General features: G+C 32.1%; 16 protein-coding genes. 12 read left to right on the forward strand and 4 right to left on the reverse strand.

The features are described 5' to 3' along the window. The first annotated feature begins 59 nt into the window (after nt 1–59). Nucleotides 60–899: an AraC family transcriptional regulator gene (locus ACFWU4_RS09400; RefSeq protein WP_411127122.1), complete on the forward strand. Its 840-nt coding sequence runs from the start codon at nt 60–62 to the stop codon at nt 897–899. Nucleotides 900–917: 18 nt separating this feature from the next. Here the strand turns inward: ACFWU4_RS09400 and ACFWU4_RS09405 are convergent, their stop codons facing one another. Then, nucleotides 918–1,298: a RidA family protein gene (locus ACFWU4_RS09405; protein WP_411127125.1), complete on the reverse strand. Its 381-nt coding sequence runs from the start codon at nt 1,296–1,298 to the stop codon at nt 918–920. 74 nt (nt 1,299–1,372) lie between these two features. Then, nucleotides 1,373–4,153 (reverse strand): putative LPS assembly protein LptD, encoded by a 2,781-nt coding sequence (locus ACFWU4_RS09410; protein ID WP_411127127.1) that lies wholly within the window; start codon nt 4,151–4,153, stop codon nt 1,373–1,375. Nucleotides 4,154–4,263: 110 nt separating this feature from the next. On the opposite strand from ACFWU4_RS09410, the gene ACFWU4_RS09415 reads away from it, so the two are divergent. The 11 genes from ACFWU4_RS09415 (at nt 4,264) to bshA (ending at nt 16,886) form a co-directional block, all read left to right on the forward strand. Continuing rightward, nucleotides 4,264–5,382 carry an N-acetylmuramoyl-L-alanine amidase family protein gene (locus ACFWU4_RS09415; protein WP_411127128.1) on the forward strand — a complete coding sequence of 373 codons (1,119 nt, stop codon included), beginning with the start codon at nt 4,264–4,266 and terminating at the stop codon, nt 5,380–5,382. 66 nt (nt 5,383–5,448) lie between these two features. After that, nucleotides 5,449–6,390 carry an MlaD family protein gene (locus ACFWU4_RS09420; RefSeq protein WP_411127130.1) on the forward strand — a complete coding sequence of 314 codons (942 nt, stop codon included), beginning with the start codon at nt 5,449–5,451 and terminating at the stop codon, nt 6,388–6,390. A 9-nt stretch (nt 6,391–6,399) separates the two neighbouring features. Then, nucleotides 6,400–7,713 (forward strand): 4Fe-4S dicluster domain-containing protein, encoded by a 1,314-nt coding sequence (locus ACFWU4_RS09425; RefSeq protein WP_411127132.1) that lies wholly within the window; start codon nt 6,400–6,402, stop codon nt 7,711–7,713. Then, complete coding sequence (locus tag ACFWU4_RS09430) at nt 7,706–7,876, forward strand: hypothetical protein (RefSeq protein ID WP_411127134.1); 171 nt, start codon at nt 7,706–7,708, stop codon at nt 7,874–7,876. Before ACFWU4_RS09425 ends, ACFWU4_RS09430 begins: the two co-directional genes overlap by 8 nt. A gap of 19 nt (nt 7,877–7,895) precedes the next feature. Continuing rightward, on the forward strand, nt 7,896–8,678 hold the full coding sequence (locus ACFWU4_RS09435) for a (Fe-S)-binding protein (RefSeq protein WP_411127136.1): 783 nt from the start codon (nt 7,896–7,898) through the stop codon (nt 8,676–8,678). A 15-nt stretch (nt 8,679–8,693) separates the two neighbouring features. Then, a complete protein-coding gene (locus ACFWU4_RS09440) occupies nt 8,694–9,215 on the forward strand; it encodes a PH domain-containing protein (RefSeq protein WP_411127138.1) in 522 nt (173 codons plus the stop codon). Continuing rightward, complete coding sequence (locus ACFWU4_RS09445; RefSeq protein WP_411127140.1) at nt 9,202–10,695, forward strand: PH domain-containing protein; 1,494 nt, start codon at nt 9,202–9,204, stop codon at nt 10,693–10,695. The genes ACFWU4_RS09440 and ACFWU4_RS09445 overlap by 14 nt, the downstream gene beginning before the upstream one ends. A 33-nt stretch (nt 10,696–10,728) precedes the next feature. Continuing rightward, nucleotides 10,729–11,214, forward strand: coding sequence for an ABC transporter ATPase (locus ACFWU4_RS09450; protein WP_411127142.1), 486 nt, complete (start codon nt 10,729–10,731; stop codon nt 11,212–11,214). A gap of 115 nt (nt 11,215–11,329) precedes the next feature. Next, nucleotides 11,330–12,553, forward strand: a complete 1,224-nt coding sequence (serB, locus tag ACFWU4_RS09455) for a phosphoserine phosphatase SerB (protein WP_411127144.1) — start codon at nt 11,330–11,332, stop codon at nt 12,551–12,553. A gap of 120 nt (nt 12,554–12,673) precedes the next feature. Next, nucleotides 12,674–15,631, forward strand: coding sequence for a glycoside hydrolase family 3 N-terminal domain-containing protein (locus tag ACFWU4_RS09460; RefSeq protein ID WP_411127146.1), 2,958 nt, complete (start codon nt 12,674–12,676; stop codon nt 15,629–15,631). A 115-nt stretch (nt 15,632–15,746) separates the two neighbouring features. Then, nucleotides 15,747–16,886 carry an N-acetyl-alpha-D-glucosaminyl L-malate synthase BshA gene (gene bshA / locus ACFWU4_RS09465; RefSeq protein WP_411127147.1) on the forward strand — a complete coding sequence of 380 codons (1,140 nt, stop codon included), beginning with the start codon at nt 15,747–15,749 and terminating at the stop codon, nt 16,884–16,886. Here bshA and ACFWU4_RS09470 read toward each other — a convergent pair. Continuing rightward, nucleotides 16,879–17,229: a ribose-5-phosphate isomerase gene (locus ACFWU4_RS09470; protein ID WP_411127149.1), complete on the reverse strand. Its 351-nt coding sequence runs from the start codon at nt 17,227–17,229 to the stop codon at nt 16,879–16,881. The genes bshA and ACFWU4_RS09470 overlap by 8 nt on opposite strands. Before the next feature lie 11 nt (nt 17,230–17,240). Further along, nucleotides 17,241–17,801 carry an ASCH domain-containing protein gene (locus ACFWU4_RS09475; protein WP_411127151.1) on the reverse strand — a complete coding sequence of 187 codons (561 nt, stop codon included), beginning with the start codon at nt 17,799–17,801 and terminating at the stop codon, nt 17,241–17,243. Nucleotides 17,802–17,834 lie beyond the last annotated feature (33 nt).

Consider the following 17,834-nt stretch of genomic DNA (forward strand, 5'->3'; position numbering starts at 1 on the left):
TACGATATTGACTATTATGTGTTTTTACTTATATTTATATGTGAATTTTGTGAAAGAATATGAAAATTCAACTCGAAACCATAACTAGTAAAGACAAATCATTTAGTATGATGTTCAATCCACGTCTTAGTGATTTATTTTATTGGCACTTTCACCCTGAATATGAATTAGTGTATATTGAAGCAGCATCAGGTACTCGACATATAGGAGAGCATATATCTACTTATAAAGAAAGCGATTTAGTCTTTATAGGCTCAAATATTCCTCATTTAAATTTCGATTACGGAGTTCAAACAGAATATCGAAAAGTAGTAGTGCATTTAAAAAAAGATTTTATTGAGACTTATTTTAATGGAATACCAGAATTATCCTCAATCACTAAATTAATTGAAAAATCTAAATATGGCTTAGCATTTAATAGCAAAATAAAAAAACAAGTTGGAGAAAAATTATTTCAGTTTGAACATTTAAACGATTTTCAGAGATACACTCAAATGCTCGAAGTTCTGCAAATACTTGCAAATGACTCGAATCCAGAATTATTGCATGATCAGCCTTTCAAAAACAGAGTTAGCGAAAGAGAACAAGGTCGATTAAGAACTATTTATGCTTTTGTAGATGAAAATTATCATAAAAAAATCAGCTTGAATGAAATAGCCAAAATTAGTAATATGTCTAAAGAGGCTTTTTGTAGATATTTTAAAAAAGTCAGTAATTATACCTTCATTGAATTCTTAAATAGATATCGCATCAGTCAATCAAAGCGCATTCTAATGTCGGGAAAAAGTGTAAGTAACGCTTGTTATCAATCTGGTTTTGAAAGTCTCTCTTATTTTAATCGTACTTTCAAAAAAGTGACTAATGAAAATCCACGAGACTTTAGAAAAAAATATTTGTAAAAAAGAAGCGTTTACAAATCATTTCACAGCAATCATACTAATTTCAACATTTACAAACTTAGGTAAATTAGCAACCTCTACGGTTTCTCTTGCAGGTGCTGTGGCTTCATCAAAATAGTTACCATAAACTTCATTAATTTGAGAGAAGTTATTCATATCGCTTATAAAGATGGAGGTTTTTATCACATTTTCAAAAGTCATAGCTGCGGCTTCTAAAACAGCCTTCATATTTTCCATAACTTGCTTAGTCTCAGTTTTAATATCATCTATAACAAGTTCCATAGTGTCTGGATGCAAGGCGATTTGCCCAGAGGTATATAATGTGTTACCTGATAAAACAGCTTGGTTATACGGTCCTATTGGTGCTGGTGCTTTAGAGGTATTTATTATTTTTTTCATAGTATGTTCTCTGATAACAGGAATTTCATTAATGGGTTAAACAGTACTTAAATTTAATTGAAATATTTTTAAGATTAATTACCAACTCTTTGGTCTGGTTGACGACGCTGATCGTATTTTAAGTCTTTTAATAAGTTAGACTTTATACCGATAAAGAAATTCCAGCTACTTCGGTTACTAAAAGGTACCCAAGTAAAATTCATTCTCCAACTCAATAAGTCTCGCTCAAAACGTAATTGTGTAAAGGTAAAACCTTGGTTTAAGAAATCGTAACCAGAAGATGCTCCAATACTCCAACGAGGAGAAAGTTCTACATCACCAGAAAACATGAGTGATTGCGAAGTTATTTCGTTTTGTCGGGTAGTGTTAGAATAATTTGTGGCAAAGGCTAATCTCAGGTTCCATGGCATTTTATAATTATAAAACTCATTATTCTCTTCCTCGTCATCTTTATTTCTATCCTTATCGGTTAGACGTCGATCGGCAAAATCCTCTGATTTACCAAATAAATCATCAGTTCTACTATTAGAATTAGCAGCACGTCGCTGAGAATCTTTATCCTCATCATCGTCACGCCCTTTACTAGAAAAACTATCATTGTTAAGAGAATAGCTTATATTTAAGTTAGCTGAAGTTAATCTAAAAAGACTACCGCCATTATCAATGTTAAACCTATCTATTAAGTTATTGTTGCTATCTAATGCATACGGGTTTAAAGTCATCCCAAAGTTAACACTCATCTTTTTATTGAGAATCTGAGTCCCTCCACTAACGCGCACAGGGCTTATGTTCAGTGAGTCAGCAGCAAGATTGTAGGCCGTAGAAAAGTTTAAGTTATTCAGTAAAAATACCTTTTCTGGTTCTGTTTTTGTAGAATCTTTAGACCGTACTTTAGCTTCAATGTTATTACCTAAGGCAAGACCGATACTACTCGAGTAATTGTTGCCTGGTCGTCCGAAGAGTGAATTTTCGAATCGTGTATATTCTACCTGATCACTGGTTGTACCATCTGCATCTATAACATCATAGGTTTCATAGTACTGATCAAAAGCGGGTGTGACTGTATAACTTATAGAAGGTCGCATAACGTGGCGTATAGCCTGAATTTTAGGATCCTTACCTTTTTTCTCAAAATTATACATTCCATATAATGTGGTACCGATACTAGAGCTAAAATTATACGTTAAGAACCGATCAAAACCATTGCGATCTAATGTAACTTCGGCTTGTGTATTTTGGTCGAAGAACCGACGTACAGTTTTTAAAGTCCATGTTTCTTCAAAATTAGCACTCGTACTTACACTAAAATGATTGAATAATTTAAAATTTGTTGTTACGGGAATACTGTGGCGCATGCCTGCCAATGCATCATCAAACATTTCGCTTTTACCAAATAAAGAATCGGTGGTATTAATACGATATTCTCCTCTTGTATTTACTTGAAAGTTTATGTTCTGTATCGCTCCTTTTTTTACTCCAGATTTTGGTGCAAATGGAAATACTCTACTCATTGATGCTTGCATGGTTGGTAAAGTTAAATTTATGTCTTCCGTATTTGTATTTTGACTATGTGTTGCCGTTAAACTTAAATTGACTTGTGGTTCAGTTTGAAATGTTTTAGAGTAAGATACGGATGAAGCGAGAGTATTATTTAAAAAGCTATTCTGATTGATCTGATTTATAGATTGTTGATAGTACTGACTACTACCTAAGTTAACTGATGCGGAAAATCTAGAATTAGGATTGGATTTTGCGTCTTGACTATGGGACCATCTTATATTGTATATTGTACTTTGACTAAAATCTGGAAAACCACGTTCACTATTTAAGAGATTTTCATATCTAAAACCTACATTTCCTCTAAATTTATAACGAACCGCATAATTACTTTCTAAACGGACACCATAACTACCATTGGTATAATAATCACCTAGAACGGCTAAATCCATATAATCACTTATGGCAAAATAATATCCACCATTTTGTAAAAAGTAACCACGATCATTACCAGTGTCTTCTCCAAAAGAAGGAAAAATAATACCTGAGGTTTGTTTCTTAGACATTGGAAAATATGCAAAAGGAATTGCTATTGGCGTTGGTACATCATAAATATACATCTGGCTCATACCCGTAACAATCTTCTTGTTTGGGACAATCTTTGCTCTGTTCATTAAAATGTAATATTCAGGATCCTCTAAATTCTCTGATGTTGTAAACTTGCCTTGAGAAATAAAGTAAACAGAGTCATTCTCTCTTTTTGTTCGTTCTGCAATTACAGTTCCGCCACTTTGTTCGGTCACAGAGTTATAAATAAGTGCTTTTCTGGTTTCTGTGCTAAAGACTATTGAATCTGGTTCTATAACATTAGCTCCTTGCTTAAAAACAGGTTTTTGAGAATAGCCCGTAGAATCTTTTATACGCCCAGCATAAACTAAATTTTTGCTATAATCTATAACAATGACACCAGACGTAATCACCATATCCCCATAATCTACTTTAGCTTCATTGTAAAGCCGAATTTGTTGTTTTCTTTGGTTTATTGCCACATAGTCCTTGGCCTTATAGGTAACTATATCTGTTAAGAAGGCATCTTTTTTTACAGAATCTTTTTCTGTAGAATCTACTTCTTTAATATTTGAAGGTTTACTTTTTAGAGTGTCTATAGGAATTACAATTGCAGGAATTGCTGTAGAATCTGCCGGTATTGCAGTTTTCTTTTTTGAGGTTTCTTGTGCTGAGCTAAAAGTGTTGATAAGCACTGTAAAACTCAGGGTAAAAAGTATGTGTAGGCTATTTGTACGCAATCCTTTTAGATGTATTTTTGTAAAAGTATGGCTCGGTTTTTGAAACGCCAAAAGTACTGTTATTTTTTTGTGATTATTTTATTAAGATCATAAAGTTTAAAAATACTGTTTTACTAACAATATCGTCTAATAATATGAGTTTATAAACCGTTAGATTAAATATGCAAACGACTCAAAAATATAGAATAGTATTCTTAGTAGTGATATTTATCACTTCTTTAACATCCTTTTCTTCATTACAAGCACAACAAGGTAAGTTTGTAGTGGTGTTAGATGCTGGTCATGGTGGTAAGGATCCAGGTAGACCAACAAAAAATGGGTATAAAGAAAAAAGTATAGCACTTAAAGTCGTGCTCGAAATAGGAAAGCAGTTAGAGAAAAACCCAGATTTTAAAGTAATTTACACACGAAAAACAGATGTTTTTTTAGAACTTTATGAACGTTCGGCAATAGCGAATAAAGCAGATGCCGATTTATTTGTTTCAGTACATTGCAATGCACATCATACACAAGCTTATGGTACTGAAACATATGTTTTAGGGGCAAAAAATTCTGATAGAAATATGGCAGTGGCTAAAGCCGAGAATGAAGTAATTTTTTTAGAGGATAATTATCAAGAAAATTATGCAGGTTTTGATCCTAGTTCTCCAGAATCTAGCATTGCAATTGGGATTGAGCAGGAAGTATATGTAGAACAAAGTATTCAACTTGCAAAGAAAATTGAAGATAATTTTTCTGGTAAACTTAAAAGAAGAAGTAGAGGTATAAAACAACTAAGTTTATGGGTATTACATAATACGTATATGCCTAGTGTACTTGTTGAAACAGGTTTTATAACAAACAAAAAAGAAGGCGCTTACTTAAATTCTAATAGTGGACAAAAAAAGATAGCAACTCAAATAAGAAATGCTATTGAGGATTATAAAAGAGAAATAGACCTAAATGTGGGTAGTCTTAATTTGGGAGGAGATACTGTCCCTAATGAAGTTACAGATGAAAAACCTTCAATATTTAACGATATAACGTTTAAAGTGCAAATTGCGGCAAGTAAAAATGATTTAGCTACAAAGTCCTATAACTTCAATGGATTAGATAATCTTAGCAAAGAAAAGTCAGGTGTAATATATAAATATTTTTACGGAAGCACATCTAATTATAACAAAGCCCAAAAACTACAATTAGAAGCTAAAGATAAAGGCTATAAGTCTAGCTTTGTGGTTGCGTATAAAGACGGAAAGCAGATTGAACTATCTGAGGCATTAAAATCTACAAGTGATTAGTATCACTAATTAGAAACATTATTAATATATTTATTCCTAATTTTGTTTTAACCAAAGTAAGGACCATTGAAAATTACAAGAGAAGTTAAAGTTGCTATATTAGTTTTATCTGGTATAGCCCTTTTTATTTATTTATTTACGTTTTTAAGAGGTGAAGAATTATTTTCTGATTCAGAATCATACTACACAGAATTTGATTACAATGCTTTGAGTATGTCATCTCCTGTAACTGTAAAAGGTAATAAAATAGGTAAAATTGAAGATATCGATTACGTTTTTGAGACTGGTAAAACGCGTGTTTATTTTTCTGTAGATCCTAAACTTAAATTTTCAAAAAACAGTATGATTCGTCTTTACCAAACTGGTCTTATGGGAGGTAACGGTTTGTCAATTATTGATACTGGAGATGGAGATATTGCAAAACCTGGAGATTTCATTGCCTCAGAAGTGAAACCAGGATTAGTAACAACTTTAGAAAAAGACTTCTCAAAAGTGAGTTCTAATTTAGACAATACATTACTCTCAGCGGATACCTTAGTGACTAATTTAAATGCATTGGTTGTTGATGAATCTAATGAGGGCCTAAAACAGACTATAGCAGAATTAAACTCTACCTTAAAATCGTTTAAAGGACTTTCTAATTCTATTCAGAATGTTATTAAACAGAATAATGAGAAGATTGCTTCTGTTTTAGAAAATTTTGATAAAACAAGTGAAAATTTAAGTGCACTCTCATCGGAGTTAAAAGATGCAGGTCTGTCTACTACTATTGAAGGTTTAAATAAAACTTTAGTAAGTATGCAGAGTTTGTTATCTAGTATTGAAGGAGGAGAAGGCACCATTGGTAAACTTCTTAAGGATGATGCGTTATACAATAATCTAGAAGGCGCTTCTAAAGAAATGGAGCTTTTATTATTAGACATAAAACTACATCCTGCAAGATACAGACGTATATTATCTAAAAAGGAAATTCCTTATCAACCACCAACAGAAGATCAAAAGAATTAGATCATTTTTATGGAATACTTACCAAACATTCTATTTGCCATTATCCTTATTGTAGGTATAGGCTATTTTGCTAAAAACATTAAAAAACTAATTAGAAATATCAAACTTGGTCAAGAAGTTGATGCAAGTGATCATAAATCCGAGCGTTGGACTAATGTAGTTCGCATAGCATTAGGTCAAAGTAAAATGATAAAACGACCGGTATCTGGTTTTCTTCATGTTATAGTTTACGTAGGTTTCGTTATTATTAATATAGAAGTATTAGAAATAATAATCGATGGTTTATTTGGTACACATCGTATCGGACAAGAGTTTTTACCTAACTCAGTATATGGCTTTTTAATTGGGTCTTTTGAGGTTTTAGCAGTATTAGTACTTGTATCAGTAATTGTATTTTGGTTAAGACGTAATATTATAAAAATAAAGCGCTTTTTGAGTGCGGAAATGAAAGGGTGGCCAAAAAGCGATGGTAATATAATCCTTTATTTCGAAGTTGTTTTGATGTGTTTGTTCTTAGTTATGAATGCAACAGATACAACTTTTCAAAGTATGGCTTCTGGTAATTTAATATCTCAATTTATAGCACCTTGGTTCGAAGGGCTTTCTGACACAACATTGCATACTATAGAGCGCACGGCTTGGTGGTTGCATATTGTAGGTATTTTAATATTTTTAAATTATCTATACTGGTCAAAGCATTTACATATCCTTTTAGCTTTTCCGAATGTATATTATGGTAGTTTAGAGCCTAAGGGTAAAGTTAATAATCTACAAGCTGTTACCAATGAAGTTAAGTTAATGATGGACCCAAATGCTGATCCATTTGCTGCGCCAGCTGAAGGAGAGGAAGATGATGTACCTGCTAAATTCGGTGCTAGTGATGTCATGGATTTAAGTCAGACACAACTATTAAACGCTTACACCTGCACAGAATGTGGAAGATGTACATCAGCATGTCCCGCTAATCTTACAGGTAAGAAATTATCTCCTCGCAAGATTATGATGGATACCAGAGATCGTCTAGAAGAAGTAGGTAAGAATATTGATGCTAATAATGGTGAGTTTAAAGATGATGGTAAACAGCTGTTAGGAGATTATATTACTAATGAAGAATTATGGGCATGTACAACGTGCAATGCTTGTGTGGAAGAATGTCCTGTAAGTATAAACCCATTATCTATAATTTTAGAAATGCGTCGTTATTTAGTTATGGAGCAGAGTGCTGCACCAATGGAATTAAATAATATGATGACCAATATAGAAAATAACGGAGCTCCATGGCCTTACAATCAAATGGATAGACTGAATTGGAAAGATGAGTAAAAGACAAATATTAATTATAGCTGCAATTACTTTAATTACGCTAGGTATGGTATTAATGATTCAACTAAAGGATCATAAATATGGCTATATACTAGGTGGTGCTATAATTGGTGGTGGTTTTGGTATTATACCATCTTTATTTTCTAAAAAAAAAGAAGAATAGCCTTAAAGACTAGTTTGAAATGAGTGAGGAATTAAAAGTGCCAACAATGGCAGAATTTATGGCAGAAGGTAAACAGCCCGACATTTTATTTTGGGTAGGTTCTGCTGGTAGCTATGATGATAGAGCTAAAAAAATAACTAAAGCTTTTGTAAAAATATTAAACAAAGCCAACGTAAACTTTGCGGTTTTAGGAACTGAAGAGAGTAATACAGGTGATGTAGCAAAGCGTGCAGGGAATGAGTTTTTATTTCAAATGCAGGCCATGATGAATATTGAGGTTTTAAATACATATGAAGTTAAACGCATTGTAACCTGTGATCCTCATTCTTTTAACTGTTTAAAAAATGAATACCCAAGTTTAGGTGGAAGTTATGATGTAATACATCACACACAGTTTATTCAAGAATTAATTGAATCTGGTAAACTTAAAGTTGAAGGCCAAACGTACAAAGGAAAGCGTATTACATTTCACGATCCGTGTTATTTAGGTCGTGCAAATAGTGTTTATGATTCGCCTCGTGAAGTTCTGAAAAAGACAAATGCCAATTTAATAGAAATGAAGCGTCATAAATCTACTGCTCTTTGCTGCGGTGCTGGTGGAGCTCAAATGTTTAAAGACGCAGAGCCTGGTAATAAAGAAATAAATGTTTTAAGAACTGAAGACGCTCTAGAAACTCAACCAGATATTATCGCAACAGGTTGCCCTTATTGCAATACTATGATGACTGATGGTATAAAGGCAAAAGAAAAGGAAGGTAAAGTTACAGTATTAGATGTTGCAGAGCTGATAGCAAATTCATAATATAAAATTTAAATTATGGAGTTATTTTCTAATTCTCAGATAGATGCAAACGCGCTTCCAAAATCTGAAGACCTAGAACTAGTACCGATTTCTTCAAAGTATTTTAAAATTATAATAATAAATACGTTTATAGCCTTTGGTGTATTTATTACAGTTTTAATACTTCTTAATTCATTTGCTGATGATAGCGAGTTTAAAACCTTCTCTGATTATCTAATAGGGTTTACAATTCTATTATTTGTAATTTCTCTTTTAATTTCTTTTTTAGGTTTTAAAAAGCGAAAGTATGCTATGCGCGAAAAAGATATGACTTACAGTCATGGTTACTTAGTAAATAAAACTTTAACACTGCCTTATAATCGGATACAGCATATTGAAATTTCGAGATCATTCTTAGCACGTAAATTTGGCTTATCTACGCTAAAGATATATTCGGCAGGTCAATCTGGTGGTGATCTTTCTATAAAAGGATTAGATAAAGAAATAGCAGACGCTCAATATACTTTTTTAACTAAAATAATTAATGAGCGCTTATAATTTTGAAACACCATCTCGGCAATCTGCCAAAGGTATTATTGTAATATTTGGTGTCACAGCTTATAGAATAATAAAGGCAACCATCATAATAATTGCAGCATTCTTTATTAAATATGTACGCAGCGATAAATCAATAGAATTTACAAGCCCAAAATTTATTTTAAGTGCTATTGGTATAGTTTTACTTTTCTTAGTCATTGCGCTTTTAAAATACCTCAATTTTAAATTTTACATAAATAATGATTATTTCTTTTTACGAAAGGGAATTATTAATAAAGAAGAGATTTCAGTAGCTAAGGGTAAAATTCAGAATGTTTACGTAAAACAGAATGTTTTACAGCAAATAATTAATGTAGTTTCCTTATCGATTGAAACCGCTGGTGATGATAGTACCGAAATAGAAATTTTGGCACTTTCAAAATCAAAAGCTGAGGCTCTAAAGTCCCAATTAATGGTTTTAAATAATGCCGCAAATAAAGATGTGCAAATAATAGAAGAAGAAAAGATATATTTTAAAGCTTCTATTAAAAGACTTTTATTAGAAGGAGTAAGTGAAAATCATTTAAAAAGTTTTGTGTTAATTTTTGCTTTTATAATGAGTATTTACAACGATGTGAGGGAGTTTGTAAATCAACTAAATTTAACTTCAAAATTCGGTTCTTGGTTTGATCTAGATAGTGAATCGTTTATGTCGTTTATTCTATTTAACATCACTATAGTTATAGCTTTATTGGTTATATCTTTCTTTTTCTCAATGATTAAAATGTTTGTTCAGAATTTTAATCTAATGGTAAAGCGAAATTCAGAAGGCTTAGAAATTTCTAAAGGTCTTTTAAACAAAATTAACCTTAGTCTTTATGAGAGTAGAATTCAAAATACAACCATAACAACTAATAGACTAAAACAAACATTTGGCTTGTATAAATTAGCTTTTACCCAAGCAATGGCTAATAAAAAGCAACAATTAAATTTTAATATTGTTGGTTTAGGAAAGGCTCAAATTACGGAGCTTTTAGAACAGTTTTATCCTAATGCACAAGAACGTTTAATTAAACATAAACCAAATGTTTATTTAATGTATCGAATGTTTTTTCTGAGTAGTTTTGTGGTTTTTTTACTAAATATGGCATTCTTTTTTGGTCCAAAACAACTGTTCTTTATTAATGTTCCACTATTATTTTTTATAGTTACTAATGCCATTTATACTTATAAAAAAGCATATTATCATTTAGATGACGACTATATTGTAGTTGGAGGAGGAAGACTTATAGACACGACGACTAATTTTTTAGAAATAAGTAAGGTCCAAGCTGTTAGTTTAGATCAAACCTTATTTCAAAAACGTAGAGGTCTTGCTTCCATTAAAATTTTCTCTGCTTCAAAACCTCTTGCTATTTTGCATATTGATTTATCAACCGCAAATACAATTAAGAATTATTTACTTTTTAAAGTCGAGTCTGAAGATAAAGATTGGATGTAATACTTTATTTTTGTCTAAGAAATTATAAGGCATATGTTAGTAGATTTTGATACACTACCTGAAGAATCTCGAGTTTGGATATACCAAGCCAATCGTTCATTTTCTATAGAAGAAATAGACGCGTTACAATTAAAGCTAAAAACTTTTATTGAAGCTTGGACAGCTCATGGAAAAGATTTACAAGCAGGTTTTAAAATAGTATATAAGAGATTTATTGTATTGGCATTAAATCAAAATTTAAATAATGCTACGGGTTGTTCTATAGATGCTTCTGTTCATTTTATTCAGGAGTTAGAGAAAGCCTATAATGTAGATCTAATGGATAAAATGAATGTATCTTATAAACAAGGTGAATTTATTGCTTACAAATCTTTATTAGACTTTAAAAAAATGGCTAAGAATAGATCGGTTTCAAAAAATACAATTGTATTTAACAATTTGGTAGCCAATATTGCTGAGTTTAAAGAGAATTGGGAAGTACCAGCTAGTGAAAGTTGGCATAGTCGTTTTTTAAAATAATTGACCTATTTGCGGATTCTATTATGATTTCGTCTTATTATTATAAAATTCGCATCTTCAATAATTTTCATATTTCAATTAGAATATTGATTTTTACAGTCATAATCTCATTATTGTGGCTACAGATATATTCTTATTAAATATTTCAGGACAAGATAAACCAGGACTTACATCTTCCTTAACAAGTGTTTTGGCGCAATACGATGCTAAAATCTTAGATATAGGGCAGGCTAATATTCACGACACCTTATCACTAGGAATGTTGTTCGAAATTAAATCTGGTAAGGAATCAGCAGCGGTTTTAAAGGATTTATTATTTAAAGCTTATGAGTTGGGTATCGTTGCTAAGTTTACACCGATTTCTTTAGAGGACTATGAGCATTGGGTTACAATGCAAGGTAAGAATCGATATATCATTACAATTTTAGGCGAGAAACTGGCTGCAGAACAAATTTCTGAAGTCACAAAAGTTATATCTGAAAAGAACCTAAATATAGACTCTATTAAGCGTCTCACAGGAAGGACGTCTTTGGTAAAAAAAGATGATTATCCCAGAGCATCTATTCAACTATCTATACGCGGAAAGATTGAAGACAAAACAGAATTCACCTCTAAATTTATGGAAATTTCGAAAGCATTAGATGTAGATATTGCTTTTCAGGAAGATAGTATGTTTAGACGAAATAGACGTTTGGTTTGCTTTGATATGGATTCTACATTGATTCAAACTGAAGTTATTGATGAACTCGCTGAACGCGCAGGAGTAGGAGAAAAAGTAAGAGCAATTACAGAATCTGCAATGCAAGGTGAAATAGATTTTAATGAAAGTTTTAAAAAACGAATGTGCTTATTAAAAGGACTTAGCGAAGATGTTTTAAAAGATGTGGCTGATAATTTACCAATAACAAAAGGTGCAAAACGTTTAATTGATACTTTACATTATTATGGATATAAAACTGCGATTTTATCTGGTGGTTTCACTTACTTTGGCCATTACCTTCAAGAAAAACTAGATATTGATTATGTTTATGCTAATCAACTAGAAATCCAAGACGGAAAACTAACAGGTGGGTATTTAGGAGAAATTGTAGATGGTAATAAAAAAGCTGAATATCTCCAGCTTTTAGCGGATAAGGAAGGTATAGATATAGGTCAGACTATTGCTGTTGGTGATGGAGCAAATGATCTGCAAATGCTTAACCTGGCTGGTTTAGGAATTGCGTTTCATGCTAAGCCAAAAGTAAAAGATAATGCACAAAGTGCTATCTCTAGTATTGGTTTAGACGGTGTTTTATATCTCTTAGGTTATCACGATCGTCATATAGACTTGTTAGATTAGCAATGTACTACTGTTAATTACGCAGTTTATAAAAGTTTCATAAAGTCTTTTTACTTGGTTTTAAATATCCTATTTTGGCATAGTATTCGTTACTAATTAATAAATAATAAAAGATTTTTAATGCGCTACTTGTCCCTTATTCTTTTTTGCTTTTGTGCTCAAATTGGTTTTGCACAGAATACTACTAATAGTCCGTTACTTTCAGAAGACCCAATTGAACAACAAAAGTGGGTTGATAGTATCTATAATTCACTATCCATAAAAGAAAGGATTGGGCAACTTTATATGGTTCAGGTAATGTCTGAGAATAATAATAAGATTAATAATAATGTCATTAAACTTATAAAGGATGAGCATATAGGTGGAGTTATTTATTCTAATGGTGGACCTTACAGGCAGGCACAATTAAATAATAAATTACAAGCTGCTTCAAAGATTCCTCTTTTAGTGGGTATGGATGCAGAATGGGGTTTAAATATGCGATTAGATTCTACATATGCCTTTCCATGGAATATGACACTTGGCGCCATTACAGACAACAAACTCATTGAAGAAACAGGTCGTCAAATTGGTGAGCATTGTAAACGATTAGGTGTTCACTTTAACTTTGCGCCAGTAGTAGATATTAATACAAACCCAAAAAATCCTATTATTGGGAATCGATCTTTTGGAGAAGATAGAGACAACGTAACGGCAAAGGGATTGGCGTTTATGAAAGGAATGCAAGATGCAGGTGTTTTGGCAAATGCCAAACATTTTCCTGGACATGGTGATACTGAGGTAGATTCTCATGAAACACTTCCAACTATATCATTTAGTGAAAAACGTATAGATTCTGTAGAACTATACCCTTATAGAACACTTATTAAAGAAGGCTTATCTAGTGTTATGGTCGCTCATTTAAATGTGCCAAGTTTAGAAGCTCGCAGAGGATTTCCTTCATCTTTATCTAAGCATATTGTTACTGATATTTTAAAAGATTCTTTAGGTTTTAATGGTTTAATTTTTACAGATGCCTTAACAATGAAAGGTGCAGCAGATTATATAGAAAAAGGCGTTGATGGTATAACTCCAAAAACACTATCCAAAGGTGGAGAGATAGATTTAATGGCATTTTTAGCAGGGAATGATGTAATGCTTATGTCTGAAAATCCTAAAGCCGGAATTGCTAAATTCATTGAAGCTTATGAAAGTGGTGTAATTACTGAGGATCGCTTATCTCATTCTGTAAAGAAAGTATTAATGGCTAAGTATAAAGTAGGTCTTAATAATTATTCTCCTGTTGGGATGTATAATTTAGGAAAAGACCTAAATCGTATAAAAGATGATGTGCTTTATGAGAGGCTTATGGAAAGTGCTGTTACAGTTGTTAAGAATGAAAATTCCTTGTTGCCGTTACGCGATTTGCAAACAAAGAAGATAGCTTATGTGGAGTTAGGTGATGTCAATGGTTCTGTGTTTTTAGATGAGTTAAAAAAATATACCAAAGTCCACCAGATTAAAGCAGATAAACTTGATGGTATAATATCTAAATTACAAAATTATAATACGGTTGTTATTGGATTTCATAAATCGAATGATAACCCATGGAAAGGTTATAAATTCACACAAAAAGAATTGGCTTGGTTGTACGAAATTGCAAGGACAAATACTGTTGTTTTAGACGTTTTTGCAATACCATATGCGTTAAATGATCTCAAGTCAATTGACAATATCGAGGGTATTGTAGTGAGTTATCAAAATAGTAAAATAACTCAACAAAAATCAGCTCAAATAATTTTTGGAGCTATAGGTGCTCAAGGAAAATTACCTGTAAGTTCAGGTCAATTTTTTCCTTTGGGAACTGGAGAAATTTATAATTCTATCTCAAGTTTAGGTTATGCATTACCAGAACGTGTAGGAGTTGATTCAAAATTATTGAGCCGAATAGATTCTATAGCAAATCATGCCGTAAATATGAAAATGACGCCTGGTATACAACTTTTGGTTGCACGAAAAGGTAAAGTTATTTATAATAAGAATTTTGGATATCATACATACGCAAAGAAAAATAAAGTAGATTTTGACGATATATACGATGTTGCTTCACTTACAAAAATACTAGCAACATTACCAGTTCTTATGGGATTAGAAGAACAGGGCTCTGTATCGCTAGACTCTAAACTGGGTTCTTTAATTCCGGAATTCAAAAATTCTAATAAGAAAAATATCACTTTAAAAAAGATGTTATCGCATTATGCGCAGTTAAGACCTTGGGTTCCTTTTTACTATGCAACACTAGATTCTGTAACAAAAAAACCAGATCCTAAGTATTATAGAAATAAAAGGACTGGTAATTTTAATGTAGAGGTAACTAATACACTTTTTATGAGAAGTGATTATAAAGATTCCATTCAAAAAATAATAAAAGAAACTGAACTTTTATCTAGACTTCGTTATCGTTATAGTGATTTACCATATTATATTTTAAAAAATTATTTAGAAGGATTCTACGATAAAAGCTTACACGAAATCACACAAGATCGTTTTTATAAATCATTAGGTGCAAACTATACAACCTACAATCCAAGAAAGACATTTGGATTAAAAGATATTGTACCAACTGAAGTAGATAATTATTATCGCTATAAAAAAGTACATGGCTATGTGCATGATATGGGAGCTGCAATGCAAGGTGGTATAGGAGGCCACGCAGGTGTATTTAGCAATGCAAATGATGTGGCAAAAATTATGCAGATGTATTTACAAAAAGGGTTTTATGGTGGCAAACGTTACTTTAAGAATGGCACTGTAGACAGGTTTAATAAATGTTATTATTGTCATGCTGATAATAGACGTGGTATAGGTTTTGATAAACCACAATTAGGTGAAGACGGACCAACTTGTGGATGCTTATCCATGACGAGTTTTGGTCACTCAGGCTTTACAGGAACTTATGCTTGGGCTGATCCAGAAGAGGAAATTATTTATATATTCTTAGCCAATAGAACTTACCCGGAGGCAGGTAAAAACTTATTACTTCGAGAAAATATTAGAACAGAAATTCAACGCCTTATTTACGAAGCAATAATTGAATAATCCATTAATTAGATAAGTTAAAAAATACTAAAATTTATTTCTAAATCAGTAAAAGGTATAACTTTAAACTTTAATCGCTTAAAGTACTGATAACTTAATTTCTTACAACTTTTATATGAAAATTGGCATTGTTTGTTACCCAACATTTGGTGGAAGTGGAGTAGTGGCTACAGAATTAGGTTTAGAACTTTCTAAACGTGGTCATCAAATTCATTTTATAACCTATAAACAACCTGTGCGACTTGAGTTGTTAAGTAATAATGTGCATTTTCATGAAGTACATGTACCAGAATATCCGTTGTTTCAATACCAACCTTACGAATTAGCATTATCTAGTAAGTTAGTTGATATGGTGAAGCTACATGGTATTCAGTTGCTACATGTACACTATGCAATACCTCACGCATACGCGGCATATATGGCTCAGCAAATGCTTTTAGATGAAGGTATATTAGTGCCTATAGTAACCACATTGCATGGTACAGATATAACTTTAGTAGGTAGTCATCCATTTTATAAGCCTGCAGTAACTTTTAGCATTAATAAATCAGACGCAGTAACATCAGTCTCAGATAGCTTAAAGAAGGATACTATGCGCCTTTTTAATATCAAAAAAGAAATTCATGTAGTGCCAAATTTTATAGATTTAGAAAAACATATGCATGGTTTTACAGACTGTCAACGAGAAATGATGGCAGATAACGATGAGCGCATTATAACCCATATAAGTAACATGCGTGAGGTTAAGCAAATACCTGATGTGATTAAGATTTTCTATAATATTCAAAAAGAGTTACCAGCTAAATTGATGATGGTTGGTGAAGGGCCAGAAAAAGAAGGTGCAGAACGATTGGTAGAGCAGCTAGGGATTTCTGAGCGTGTTGTCTTTTTTGGGAATAGCAATGAAATTGATCGTATTTTATGTTTTAGCGATTTATTCTTACTACCATCTCAGACAGAGAGTTTTGGTTTAGCAGCTTTAGAAGCTATGGCAAGTAGTGTTCCTGTTATTTCTACTAATACAGGTGGTTTATCTGAGGTTAATGAAGATGGATTTTCAGGCTATTTAAGTGACGTAAATGCCGTTGAAGATATGTCTACAAATGCGGTTAAAATCTTATCAAATTTAGACACTCTAAATCGATTTAAAGCCAATGCAAAAGAGCAATCTAAGAAGTTTAGTATTCATAATGTAGTGCCTATGTATGAGCAAATTTATGAAGATACCTTAAAGGAATTCTTAGTGTCTAATTAAACCATACAGCATAACGTGCTCTTCGAAGTTCTAACGCTATCTGTTCTTCCGCAATAATAGCCTCGGCTCGTGTTAAAAATGGATCGATATGATTATAAAGACTTGGTCTTAAATATAAGCCATATTTCTCTACTATATTTGATGAAATCTTATGACCTTTTTTAGACCTATAGCCCGATTTATGTTGCATAAAACGTTCTTTAGGCGTCTTACTTGTCATACCAACATAAAGACATTCTAAAACGCCATTAAATTGTGGATTAGCAGCTCTAAATTTATTATTTTCAGTATATACACGTTTAGATAATTCTATAACGTAAACACGATAAAGCAGTTTGGCCATGAGTTGTTTTTTTAGTCATAAAGCTTTTGAGAATTTTGTACTGGCCATATTTTTTTAAACCATTCGCAAACTACCAACATGTCTTCTAGAGGTTTGTCATTGGTCTTATCCAATGTACTCGTAAAAAACTCCCGATGTGCTTTTTTCCATTGTTTTAGAGGTTCAATTTGGGTTCCCATATCTAATTCAGCATACTCTATAGTAATTTTATTGAACGGAATAGTATCTACTTTAACAATTTCTATTATAGCCTGAGCATGTCCATTAAAGTCTGTAATAATATGTTTCTTACCAACAATTGGTAGGTTGGCATTCGCATTTTTATACCAAGCATATAAACCAGACGCTGCTTGTTTCTTACCTGATAAAGTGAGATCTGCAAGTCTATCGGCATCATATTTATTATCATGAAAATACCAAGATTCTGGCACTTCATTATTTTTAAAGTCAGGATGAGAATTTATATAATTAGACCACATATTACTAACGGAAGCATTAATTTCATTGCTTACTTTTGTTTCGCTTTTACAGCTCGCAATAATTAATATTAGAATAATTATTCTATATCTCATTTCTTAAAAAAGGGTATTTAATCTTTTAAAACT

The organism is Winogradskyella sp. PE311, assembly GCF_046545555.1.
Taxonomy (GTDB): Bacteria; Bacteroidota; Bacteroidia; order Flavobacteriales; family Flavobacteriaceae; genus Winogradskyella.